Origin of the sequence: Miniphocaeibacter halophilus (genome assembly GCF_016458825.1) — a bacterium.
GTDB classification, from domain to species: domain Bacteria; phylum Bacillota; class Clostridia; order Tissierellales; family Peptoniphilaceae; genus Miniphocaeibacter; species Miniphocaeibacter halophilus.
In genome coordinates this window covers 471,004-483,157 of record NZ_CP066744.1, presented here as the reverse complement: position 1 = coordinate 483,157, position 12,154 = coordinate 471,004, and the positions used below count along the sequence as shown (strand labels likewise).

The following is a 12,154-nucleotide window of genomic DNA, read 5'->3' as shown; positions in this document are numbered from 1 at the left end:
GTGTAAAAAATGTATATAGATCTTCATTGTGACACAATTATTAAATACATAAAGGACGAAAAGGTTGAAAACTTTATGTATGGTGAAAACTCAGATATAAATTTAAAAAAACTATTGGATAATAAAGTAAAAGCTCAATTTATGGCAATTTATTTATACAATGAGGATTATGGGGATAATCCAAAAATAGGAAAAATTTCCGATTGGGATTACATAGATAAATGTATTGATTTTTTAAAAGAGACTTCAAAAGAATATAGTAAGGAAATAGAAATAGTTAAGAATTATAGCCAATATGCTAGGGCAAAAGAGGATAATAAATTATCATTATTTATAACAATAGAAGATGGAAGATGTATAAGGGAAATAGATGATATAAAGAAACTGAAAAACAAGGGAATTTCCCTAATAACTTTATTATGGAACAATAGAAATAAAATAGGACATCCCCATTCGAAACTTGAAGAAGAAAACAAGCTAGGATTAACTGATTTTGGAATTGAAGTTATCAAGGAAATGAATAAAAATGGAATTATAATTGATGTTTCCCATTTATCTAAAGGTGGTTTCTGGGATGTTTATAAATATTCAAAATATCCATTTATGGCTACTCATTCTAATGTGAAAAGTATTCAGGACCATTCTAGAAATTTAGATGATGAACAAATAAAAGCCATTGTAAACAAAGGGGGAGTTATTGGATTAAACGTATTTCCACCATTTACAAATGGAACTAATAAAGCTGAATTTAAAGACTATAAAGAACACTTACAATATATTTTTAAGATTGGTGGGGAGGATATTATAGCTTTAGGGACAGATTTTGATGGTATAAATGGAAATTATGGCATTAACTCTCCAAGTAAAGTTTTAGAATTTATGAATTATTTAAATATAAATGGATTTAGTATGGAATTAGTTGAAAAATTTGCCTATAAAAATGTAGAAAGATTTATGCAGGAATTTAATTGGGGATAATATGAAAACTTTATTTAAAAATGGATTAGTATATAATTCATTAAATAAAAAATTTATAAAAAAAGATATTTTAATTAGCGGAGAAAAAATAGAAAAAATAGAAAATAACATTAATGATTTTGAAATAAAAACCATTAATTGCGAAAATAAATTTATTATTCCAGGAGGAATAGATGCTCATACCCATTTAGATCATAATATGGGAGATGGATTAATAACTATAGATGATTTTAAAATGGGAACTAAAGCTGCCTTATATGGTGGAACAACATCAATAATTGACCATGTATCCTATGGAAATAAAAACAACAATATTTTAAAAATAATCAACGATTATCATAAAAAAGCTAAAGATTCATATATAGATTATTCTTTTCATGGAGTGGCTTTTAAAAATGATAATAGAACATTAGACGAATTAAAAGAATTGAAGAATCTTGGAATATCAAGTGTAAAAATATATACAGTATATGGTGAGAAATTAGAAGATGAATGGATTTTAAAACTTCTAACAATTGCAAAAGAAGAAGATATAACAGTCTGTGTCCATTGTGAAAATGAAGAAATAATAAACTATTCAGAAAATATACATGGTGAAAAAGTTTCTGACTTTCCTCTTTCAAGACCCGTTGAAGCAGAGGCGGAAACAGTTGAACGATTAATTTATTACTCGAAAATAACAGGTTATCCAAAATTATATTTTGTTCATATTTCTTCAAAAGAGAGTTTGGAAAATATAATAAGAGCAAAAGAAAAAGGACACAAAAATCTTTTTGTTGAAACCTGTATTCAGTACTTAACTTTTACAGATGAAGTTTATAGTAGAGAAGAAGGTGGAAAATATATTTGTTCACCACCATTAAGAAAAAAAGAAGACGTGGATTTTTTATGGAAGAATATAGAAAAAGAAAATATAGATGTTATAGCAACGGACCATTGTCCATTTAGTTTAGATAAAAAATTAGGAATAGAAAATTATAAAAATATTGCCGGGGGAGTTCCAGGTATAGAAGAGAGAATTTTAGTAACCCTATCGGAATCTGAAAAAAGAAATATAGAAATAACTAAAGTCATTGATAAATTATCAACTAATCCGGCTCAAATTTTTAATTTAAAAAACAAAGGTACCTTGGAAATAGGTAAAGATGCAGACATTGTAATTTTAAGTAAGAAAAACTGGAAATTCAAAAATATACATGGAAATAGTCAATATTCCATATATGACAATAGAAAGTTAAACTATACTGTTGATGCAATTTATATTAGGGGCAATAAAATATTAGAAAAAGAAAAAATACTAGATGAAGATTTTAAGGGGAAATTTATAAAAAGGTAAATTTATACAGAATGAATAATCACAAGGAGGATTTTTATGGAAAATTATTATCTTAATATAAATGGTAATAATTATAAGATTATAGGAGATGAAAATGAAAGCCTTCTAAATATTTTAAGGGAAAAATTAAATTTAACAGGAGCAAAGTGTGGATGTGAAACAGGAACATGCGGTACATGTAAGGTAATTATAGATGGTAAAGCAGTAAAATCTTGTAGGGTAAGAGGATTTGATTTACAGAATTCTAAAATAGAAACAATAGAAGGATTAGCAGATGGTTATAAATTACATCCAATACAAGAGGCCTTTATTGAAGCTGGAGCTATTCAATGTGGATTTTGTACACCAGCCATGATACTAACAACTAAGGCTTTACTAAATGAAAATAAAAATCCTACAGAAGAAGAAATTAGATTTGCCTTTAGGGAAAATTTGTGTAGATGTACTGGATATGTGCAAATAGTTGAAGCTGTGAAACTGGCAGCTAAAAAACTTGGAGGGATGTAGTGTGAAGGAAAAAATAATTGGAAAAGGATATCCTATAAGAGATTCTATTTTAAAGGCAACGGGACATAAAATTTATGTAGATGATATGAAATTTCCAAATATGTTATATGGGAAAATTTTGTATTCTACAATCGCTCATGGAAAGGTTAAAAGTATAGACACTACAGAAGCAATGAAAGTTGAAGGTGTAAAGGCAATAGCTACATGTTTTAATACCCCTCATATAAAATACAATAGTGCATTAAGATTTTATGATCATGATATACCATTTACAGAAACTATATTTTCTAAAACTGTAAGATTTGTTGGGGATAGAGTTGCAGCAGTAGCAGCTGAAACGATGGAAGCAGCTGAAAAAGCAGTGAATCTTATTAAAGTTGAATATGAGGAGTTGCCAGCAGTATTTGATGTAGAGGAGGCAGCTAAAGAAAATGCTTATCCAATACATCCTGGTGGAAATGTACTAAATGAAATAAAAGCAAATGCAGGTGATGTAGAAAAGGGTTTTGCTCAAGCCTATAAAATTTATGAAGATAGATATGAAGTACAACCTGTCAATCATGGTGCATTAGAACCTCATACATGTATAGCACAATATACTATAGATAATAGACTTACAGTTCATAGTTCCTGTCAAAATGTATTTGCTTTTAGGGTAATATTGTCTCAAATTTTAGAAATGCCATTACATAAAATTAGAATGATAACTCCATCTATAGGAGGATCCTTTGGTGGAAAATTGGAAATGACTATAGAACCTGTAGCGGCTATTTTATCTAAAATGACAATGCAACCGGTAAAAGTAACATTAACAAGAAAAGAAGTATTTAAATCGACTAGAACAAGACATGCTGCAGTAATGTATATAAAAACAGGTGTTAAGGAAAGTGGTGAAATAATAGCACAGGATATTAATATCCTATTGAATACAGGTTCTTATGCGTCAAGTTGTTACAATGTTTTAGGAGCCTTAAGTCATAAGATTTACAAAGTGTACAAAATACCAAACTTAAGATTTAGAGGAGTTCCAGTATATACTAATATACCAATTGCAGGTGCAATGAGAGGTTATGGTTCACCACAAATATTTTTTGCACAACAAGCTCAGATGGGGAAAATTGCTAAAGATTTAAATATTGATTTAGTAGAATTGCAAAAAATAAATGCTGCACTTCCAGATGGCGTTGATCAAAGGTTTAATTCTCCACTAGGAAATCCTAGAATATTAGATTGTCTGAATGAAGGTAGTGAAATATTTCAATGGGAAAGGAAGAAAAACATAGTAGGGGAAAAAGGATATAAACATGGTGTAGGTATGGCAATAGGTGCCCATGGAAATGGTGTATTTGGTGCACATAGAGATTATATATCCCTGGCTTTAAAATTAAACGAAGATGGAACTACTACTCTACTTACAGGAGTACATGATATGGGAAACGGATCTGTAACACTGCAAACACAAATGATAGCAGAAGTACTAGGTATTACTCCAGATAAGGTTGAAACCCTTGAAGCTGATACAGATGCGGTACCGTGGAATTTAGGAGATTACGCAAGTAGAGGCTTGTATGTAGAAGGAGCTGCTGCAAAAAGAGTTGCTGAAAAATTAAAGAGAAAAATAGTTGAATTAGCTGAAGAAATCCTAAAGACCAAAGATTTGATTTTAGAAGATGGTTATGTAGTAAGTCAATCAGACAGTAGCAAAAAAATTTCCCTTTCAGATATAGCAGTTTATTCTCAGAAAGAAAAAGAAGCTGAAATAACAGTAGTTGAAAGCCACCGATCCGAAGCTGGAATAACTTCTTATGGGGTGCATTTTGCAGAAGTTTTAGTAGAAGAGGAAACAGGGAAAATAAAAGTAATTTCTTATACTGCTTGTCATGATTCCGGAAAAGTTATAAATCCTTTAGCAGCAACAAATCAATTAGATGGTGGAATACACATGGGATTAGGCTATGCTTTAACAGAAGATTATGTATTTGATGAAAAGGGAAATATGACAAACGATAGCTTTGGTAGCTATAAAATGTTTAGAGCACATGAAATGCCAGAAATTAAAACACATTTTGTAAAAGGCTTTGAAGAAACAGGACCTTATGGTGGAAAAAGCATAGGAGAATGTGCAGTAGTACCAGCGGCTCCTGCAATATTAAATGCAGTATATGATGCAACAGGTATTGAAATAAAGAAATTGCCAATAAAAATAAATAAGGAGGATTTAAATGACTAAAATATTAGGAATATGTGGAAGTCCCAGAAGAAATGGTGCAACAGAATATGCATTAAAAAGAGCATTGGAAGTATGTGAAACCTATCCTGATATTGAAACGGACTATTGGACAGTTAGAGGAAAGAAAATTGGATATTGTATTCATTGTGATTCATGTATAAGAAATAAAACTATGTGCATCATTAAAGATGATTTACAAGAATTAGAAGCTAAAATATTAGAAGCAGATGGAATAATAATTGCTTCTCCTGTTTACGATATGAATATAACAGCACAACTAGCTACAGCTTTAAATAGACTTCGTCCAATTTATTTAGTATATTCAGGTCATTTACAAAATAAAGTTGGAGGAGCAATAACTACTGGTGGAACAAGATATGGAGGAGAAGAAACAGCGAAGTCACCGATTATAAATTTCTTCCTAATGCATGAAATGCTAGTAAGCGGTGGTTTAGGAGGATGTTACATAGGGGGAACTATTTGGAGTAAAGATCAGAAAGAACAAGGGGCTATTGATGATACCGTCGGAATTGATAGTGTGGAAAGATTTGCAAAAGGACTTACAGAGGCGGTTATAGTTACAAAAGCCGGTAGAGAAATATGGGATAAAGAAAAGGTTAATCTTAAAATAGACGATAGTAAATCTCCTTTAAGAGATCATTAAATATATTAGTTTTAACTATTTATGTTCTTAATTCTCTTAATTTAGAAATTAGAATATGATGAATTTACGAAAGGAAAGTTTAATGAATAAAAATAATTCAAAAAAAATGGATTATGAAGGTTTAGATCAAGAATTGTTTAAATTAGATGGTAAACCTTCATTTATAAAAGCTTTGCCATTATCCTTGCAACATATATTTGCAATGATTGTTGGAACAGTAACATTACCAAGAATGGTTGCGGAAATTTGTGGATTAAGTCAAACAGAAACTACATTATTGGTACAAGCTGCTTTAATAGTTTCAGGAATAGCTACTTTACTACAACTTTATCCAATAGGTAAAACTGGATCTAAATTACCAATTATTTTTGGAGTAGGATTTACCTACCTTCCAACACTATCTGTAATAGGTACAAAATATGGAATAGATGGAATACTAGGAGCTCAATTAGTTGGTGGTATATTTACAATATTTATAGGTTTATTAGGAAAAAGGATATTAAAATTCTTTCCTCCTCTTGTAACTGGTGTTGTTGTAACAACTATAGGATTATCTTTATATCCTATTGCAGTAAATTATATGGCAGGAGGATTAGGAAGTCCAAATTATGGAGATTTATCAAATTGGATTTTAGCTATAGTTACATTGGTGACTGTGGTGGTATGTAATAATTTTTTAAAAGGATATATAAAATCAGCATCTATGATAGTTGGAGTAACTGTAGGTTATATATTGGCACTAATAATGGGTAAAGTTGATTTTTCATCATTATCTAGTGCAAGTTTATTATCTGTTCCTAAAATAAGTGATTTTGGAATGACATTTCATTGGCCTGCAATTATAAGTATGTTGGTTTTATGTTTAGTAAATGCATTACAGTCAATAGGTGATTTATCAGGTACAACTATGGGAGGAATGGGGAGAAAAGCTACAGATACCGAATTATCTCAAGGAATAATAGGTAGTGGTATTGTTACTTTACTGGGATCGTTTTTTGGAGGATTACCACCTTCATCCTATAGTCAAAATGTAGGTTTAGTATCTTTAAATAAAGTAATTAGCAGATTTGTTTTAGCATTAGCAGCGGTTTTTATGTTGTTGGCAGGTTTTGTTCCTAAATTTGGTGCTTTAATGACGACCATACCTACGGCAGTATTAGGTGGGGCTACAATAAGTATTTTTGGAATGATAACAATGACTGGTTTGCAACTAATACTACATGATGAACTTACACCTAGAAATATATCAATTGTAGGATTGAGTTTAGCCCTAGGAATGGGAATTACTTCTGTACCTGATAGCTTAAAAGCTTTTCCAGATATTATTAGAATGGTATTTGGGGAGTCTCCAATTGTAATAGCTGCTCTTGTAGCCTTTACATTGAATTTAGTACTACCCAAAAATGAAAAGAAAGAAAAAATATAATATATATTTAAGAATAAGCAAATATTTATTACAATAAGTATTTGCTTATATTGTAATAACTTTAGGAGATAGATATGATAGATATTCTTATTAAAAATGGAATTATTGTAACGGTTAATTCAAAAAGGGAAATATTATATAATGGTGCTTTGGCAATAAAGGATAATAGAATTATAGATGTTGGGGAAAATAAATCATTAACCAATAAATATACTGATGTAAAAAAAACAATAGATGCGAAGGGAAAAGTAGTTTTTCCAGGGTTTATTAATACACATACACATTTGTTTCAAAGCTTATTAAAAGGTCTCGGCGACGATATGGAACTACACCACTGGTTATCAGATATGATGTTTCAAGCAGCTATATATCTAACGGAAGAAAATGTATATTATGGTGCAATGTCTGGAGGAATAGAAGCTATAAAAAGTGGAGTAACAACAACAGTAGATTATATGCACACCCATAGCAAGCCGAAACTAACAGATAGTATAGTTGAAGCCTATAAGGATTTGAAAATCAGAGGAATTATAGGCAGAGGAATGATAAATACTGGCAATGAATTTGGTACTCCTTTAGAACTTACACAAGATATTAAAACTGTAGAGGAAGATTTATACAGACTATTTGATAGATATCATAATATTGAAAATGGAAGAATACAAATAGGTACCTCTCCATCATCTGTATGGGCAGCAACAGATGAAATGTTAAAAAGAGTTTATGATATTACAAATGAGTATAATGCTTTATTTGCCGTTCATTTATCAGAAACTGATTTTAATAATGTTGCTTCAAATAAAATTCATGGAAAAGATGATTTTGATACTCTTATAGATTTAGGTATAAATGGTGAGAATGTTTTAATGGTTCACTGTGTTGTTTTAAATGATAAGCAATTACTAAAAGCAAAAGAATATAATATGAAGGTATCTCATAATGTTGTAAGTAATATGTATTTGGCTTCAGGGACGGCCCCCATTACAAAAATGATAGAAATGGGACTTACTGTAGGTTTAGGAGTTGATGGGGCTGCTAGTAATAATTCTCAGGACATAATTGAGACTATGAAAATAACTGCATTACAGCAAAAAGTAAAAACTTTAGACCCGGTTTCTATTACAGCTGAAAAAGTGTTAGAAATGGCGACAATAGATGGAGCAAAAGCTATTGGACTGGATAAAGAAATAGGTTCTATTGAAATTGGTAAAAAAGCGGATTTGCTTGTATTTAATCCAATGTTAAATCCTAAAGCAATACCTATGCATAACCCGGTTTCAACATTAGTATATTCTTCAGGAGTTGAAAATGTAGAAACGGTTATTATAGATGGAAATATAGTTATGGAAAATAGGAAAATTCTTACTCTTGATTCTGAAGAAGAAACTCTTAAAAAAATACAGAATTCAGCAGAGGATTTATGTAGTAGAGGGAATATAACAAATAGAATGTCTGGACATAAATGGAATAGGTGATGATATGAAATTAAATATTAACAATAAATTAATAGATGTAGATGTTAGACCAGATGAATTTTTGTTAGAAACATTAAGAAAATTAGGTTATTTAAGTGTGAAAGAGGGATGTCAAAGTAGTTCATGTGGAGTTTGTGGAGTTTTATTAGATGAAAAAATAATTTTATCATGTACTTATTTAACATTAAGAGCGGAAGGGAGAAAAATTACAACCTTAGAAGGAGTAAGGGAAAGGTCTCAATATTTAGTTGATTTTTTAGCTGAAGAGGGAGCAGATCAATGTGGATATTGTGCTCCAGGATTAATAATGGCTGTTATGTCATTAGAAAATGAAATAGATAATCCTACAGAAGAAGAAATATATCATTATTTAGATGGAAATTTATGTAGATGTACAGGGTATAAAGGACAGATTAGAGCCATAAAAAAATATCTAGATTTAAAAAGTACACGGAGTGAAGTCATATGATTACAATAAAAAATTATATCGCACCAAATACAATTGAAGAGGCATATGATTTGTTAATTGAAAAGAAGAATAACCAAATATTAGGTGGTTGTGCTTTTATAAAAATAGGATCAAAAACAATAGGATTAGGAATAGATTTAATTAACCTTAATTTAAATTACATAAAAGATGAGGAAAAGGAAATAAGAATAGGTGCAACAACAACACTAAGGGAAATAGAAACCAGCTTAGTTTTAAAAAATTACTGTAATGGAATATTATGTGAAAGTGTTAGCAGCATAGTTGGTGTTCAATTTAGAAATATGGCTCAAGTTGGAGCAGGTGTTTTTTCTAAATATGGATTCTCAGACTTGTTACCATGTCTATTGGTCTTAGATGCAAAAGTTAATCTTCATTCAGAAGGGATTATTGACTTAAAGGATTTTTTAAAAAGGGAATATAAAAAAGATATCTTAAAAGAGATTATTATTCCTAAGAAAGATGGAAAGGCTGTATTTGAGAATATTAGGAAAACCTCTGGTGATTTTTCAATTTTAAATGGAGCTATGTATATTGGAAAAGATGGTACTGCAAAAATAGCAATAGGGGCAAGACCTACAAAAGCAGAAATAGCAGAAAAAGCTAGTAAAGCTTTGGAAGAAAAGCAAAAATTAGATGAAATTAGGAAGCTTGCTTGCGAAGAATTAAACTTTGGTACTAATGTAAAAGGGACTAAAGAATATAGAAAAGGTTTATGTGCAGTATTGATTACCAAAATGAAAGAAAGAATAGGTGATTAATATGGTAGTAGGTAAAAGCTATAAGAAATTAGATAGTGAAGCTATATTAACAGGTAGACCAATTTATACAGATGATTTAATAGATCAAAAAAATGTTTTAAGTATAAAGATTTTAAGAAGTCCTTACGCATTTGCAAAAATAAAGGATATAGATGTAGAAAAAGCAAAATCTCTTGATGGAGTAGTAGATGTTTATACATATAAGGACGTTGAACAAATAAGATATTCAGAAGGAGGGGAGGCTGCTCCGGAAATGGCTCCTCACGATAGGATATTATTAGAACCTATTGTCCGATTTGTAGGAGATGAAGTTGCAATTGTAGTTGCAGAAGATGAAAGAATTGCTGAAAAGGCAAGGAAATTAATCAAAGTTGATTACGAAGTCCTTGAGCCTGTTTTAGATATGGAAAAAGCCTTAGATAATGAAATAATAATTCATGAAGGTAAAAGACATCATGGTAAACCTTTTACGAAATATGATAATAGCCGAAATTTAGTTTCTGATTTTAGCGTATCTCAAGGCGATGTTGATGAAGAGTTTAAAAATTGTGATGTTATATTAGAAAGAACTTATAGAACACAAGCTCAGCAACATTGCAGTATGGAAACAAATAGATCCTATGCATATATAGATGATAAGGGAAAGTTAACAATTGTATCTGGAAATCAAACTATATCCCATATGAGAAGACAAACTGCTCAAGCAGTAGGTTTACCAATAAAGGATGTAAGATTGAAAGCGGCAAAAGTAGGTGGAGCTTTTGGAGGAAAAAAACTATCAATAACGGAACCTTATGTAGCCTTTGTAACTAATAAAACAAAAAGACCTAGTAAATTAATAATGGATAGGGAAGAAATGTTTATGGCCACAAGTGTACGTCATCCTATTATAAGTAAAATAAAAATAGGTTCAGATAAAGAAGGTAATATAAAAGCCATTGATATGAAGGTTTTAAGTAACACAGGGGCTTATGGTTCAAATGCTGCCGCAGTAACCATGGAATCTGGGCAAAATGTTCTTCCTATGTATGCAAGAGTTCCAGCAATAAGATTTAATGGAAAATCTGTCTATACAAATATGGTACCATCAGGTCCATTAAGAGGTTATGGTACAACTCAAGGTACTTTTGCCATGGCTTCAATTATGAATGAGTTAGCAAGGGAAATAAATATGGACCCAGTGGAATTATTGTTGAAAAATACAATAAGAAAAGGCGCTGAAGGCGGAATATTACCTCATAAAATGAGAAGCTTTAATGTAGAGGAATGTATTAATAGAGGTAAAGATCTTATAGAATGGGATAAGAAGTATCCTAGGGTTAAAGTTGGAGAAAATAAAGTTAGAGGAGTAGGTGCTGCTTTGGCACTTCATACTTCAGGAATTGCAGGACAGGATACAGCAACCGTTATTTTAAGGCTAGAAGAAGATGGAAGTTATATGTTAATGGTAGGATCTTCTGATTTAGGAACAGGGGCAGAGACAGTTTTATGTCAAATAGCAGCAGAATCCTTAAATACGGATATGGATAGTATAAGTATATGTACAGGTGATACAAATACAGCACCGTATGAAACAGGAGCTTATGCTTCATGTACTACATATATAACAGGTAATGCAGTAGTAAGAGCAGGAGATAAGTTAAAGGAAAAATTATTAGAAATTGCTAGTAAAAAAATGTGTTTAGCAAAATGCGATTTAGTATTAGAAAAAGATAGAATTAGACATAAAAAAGATGAATCAATGTATGTTTTATTAACTGAAATAGTTAGAGAATCACTTATTGGAGAAAATACAGATCAAATAATGGTAAAAGCATCCTATGGTTCTAGGGAAAAGCCAAGACCATTTATGGCAGGATTTGCAGAAGTTGAAGTTGATACATTAACAGGAAAGGTAGATTTAATAAAATTTGTATTAGTAGCTGATTGCGGAACTATAATTAATCCTAATCTAGCTAAGGTTCAAGCAGAGGGAGGTTTAATGCAAGGGATAGGTTTAGCTTTATACGAGGATGTTGTATATGACAAACGAGGTAATTTGCTAACAAATAATTTCATGCATTATAATATCCCAGTCAAATCTGATGTTGGAGAAGTTATAGTTGAGTTTAAATCTGATTATGAGCCGACAGGTCCTTATGGAGCAAAATCAATAGGTGAGGCTGTTGTTCATACTCCAAGCCCGGCAATAGCAAACGCGATATGTAATGCAGTAGGCTTTCAAGGAAGAGAATTACCAATTACACCAGAAAAAGTTTTTATGGGAATGAGAAAAAGGGAAGAAAAGTAA

At 30.9% G+C, this 12,154-nt stretch carries 10 protein-coding genes; all 10 read left to right on the top strand.

Going from position 1 to position 12,154, the window contains the following annotated elements; all coding sequences use genetic code 11:
- Positions 1-9: 9 nt before the first annotated feature.
- The 10 genes from JFY71_RS02310 (at position 10) to JFY71_RS02265 (ending at position 12,154) form a co-directional block, all read left to right on the top strand.
- Positions 10-978, top strand: a complete 969-nt coding sequence (locus JFY71_RS02310; protein WP_243661441.1) for a dipeptidase — start codon at positions 10-12, stop codon at positions 976-978.
- Position 979: 1 nt separating this feature from the next.
- Positions 980-2,314, top strand: coding sequence for a dihydroorotase (locus JFY71_RS02305; RefSeq protein ID WP_243661440.1), 1,335 nt, complete (start codon positions 980-982; stop codon positions 2,312-2,314).
- Between the two features lie 36 nt (positions 2,315-2,350).
- On the top strand, positions 2,351-2,821 hold the full coding sequence (locus tag JFY71_RS02300) for a (2Fe-2S)-binding protein (RefSeq protein WP_243661439.1): 471 nt from the start codon (positions 2,351-2,353) through the stop codon (positions 2,819-2,821).
- Position 2,822: 1 nt separating this feature from the next.
- Complete coding sequence (locus JFY71_RS02295) at positions 2,823-5,051, top strand: xanthine dehydrogenase family protein molybdopterin-binding subunit (RefSeq protein ID WP_243661438.1); 2,229 nt, start codon at positions 2,823-2,825, stop codon at positions 5,049-5,051.
- Positions 5,044-5,715 (top strand): flavodoxin family protein, encoded by a 672-nt coding sequence (locus tag JFY71_RS02290; RefSeq protein ID WP_243661437.1) that lies wholly within the window; start codon positions 5,044-5,046, stop codon positions 5,713-5,715. The genes JFY71_RS02295 and JFY71_RS02290 overlap by 8 nt, the downstream gene beginning before the upstream one ends.
- 82 nt (positions 5,716-5,797) lie before the next feature.
- Positions 5,798-7,141 (top strand): uracil-xanthine permease family protein, encoded by a 1,344-nt coding sequence (locus JFY71_RS02285; RefSeq protein ID WP_243661436.1) that lies wholly within the window; start codon positions 5,798-5,800, stop codon positions 7,139-7,141.
- A 74-nt stretch (positions 7,142-7,215) separates the two neighbouring features.
- On the top strand, positions 7,216-8,616 hold the full coding sequence (locus JFY71_RS02280) for an amidohydrolase family protein (protein ID WP_243661435.1): 1,401 nt from the start codon (positions 7,216-7,218) through the stop codon (positions 8,614-8,616).
- Between the two features lie 4 nt (positions 8,617-8,620).
- Positions 8,621-9,085, top strand: a complete 465-nt coding sequence (locus JFY71_RS02275) for a (2Fe-2S)-binding protein (protein WP_243661434.1) — start codon at positions 8,621-8,623, stop codon at positions 9,083-9,085.
- Positions 9,082-9,864, top strand: coding sequence for an FAD binding domain-containing protein (locus tag JFY71_RS02270; RefSeq protein ID WP_243661433.1), 783 nt, complete (start codon positions 9,082-9,084; stop codon positions 9,862-9,864). Before JFY71_RS02275 ends, JFY71_RS02270 begins: the two co-directional genes overlap by 4 nt.
- Position 9,865: 1 nt before the next feature.
- Positions 9,866-12,154 (top strand): xanthine dehydrogenase family protein molybdopterin-binding subunit, encoded by a 2,289-nt coding sequence (locus tag JFY71_RS02265; RefSeq protein ID WP_243661432.1) that lies wholly within the window; start codon positions 9,866-9,868, stop codon positions 12,152-12,154.

What these genes read in the sequence shown, in the direction of transcription:
- JFY71_RS02310 (WP_243661441.1), top strand. Translation starts at nt 10, where the DNA reads ATGTATATAGATCTTCATTGTGACACAATTATTAAATACATAAAGGAC.
- JFY71_RS02305 (WP_243661440.1), top strand. Translation starts at nt 980, where the DNA reads ATGAAAACTTTATTTAAAAATGGATTAGTATATAATTCATTAAATAAA.
- JFY71_RS02300 (WP_243661439.1), top strand. Translation starts at nt 2,351, where the DNA reads ATGGAAAATTATTATCTTAATATAAATGGTAATAATTATAAGATTATA.
- JFY71_RS02290 (WP_243661437.1), top strand. Translation starts at nt 5,044, where the DNA reads ATGACTAAAATATTAGGAATATGTGGAAGTCCCAGAAGAAATGGTGCA.
- JFY71_RS02285 (WP_243661436.1), top strand. Translation starts at nt 5,798, where the DNA reads ATGAATAAAAATAATTCAAAAAAAATGGATTATGAAGGTTTAGATCAA.
- JFY71_RS02280 (WP_243661435.1), top strand. Translation starts at nt 7,216, where the DNA reads ATGATAGATATTCTTATTAAAAATGGAATTATTGTAACGGTTAATTCA.
- JFY71_RS02275 (WP_243661434.1), top strand. Translation starts at nt 8,621, where the DNA reads ATGAAATTAAATATTAACAATAAATTAATAGATGTAGATGTTAGACCA.
- JFY71_RS02270 (WP_243661433.1), top strand. Translation starts at nt 9,082, where the DNA reads ATGATTACAATAAAAAATTATATCGCACCAAATACAATTGAAGAGGCA.
- JFY71_RS02265 (WP_243661432.1), top strand. Translation starts at nt 9,866, where the DNA reads ATGGTAGTAGGTAAAAGCTATAAGAAATTAGATAGTGAAGCTATATTA.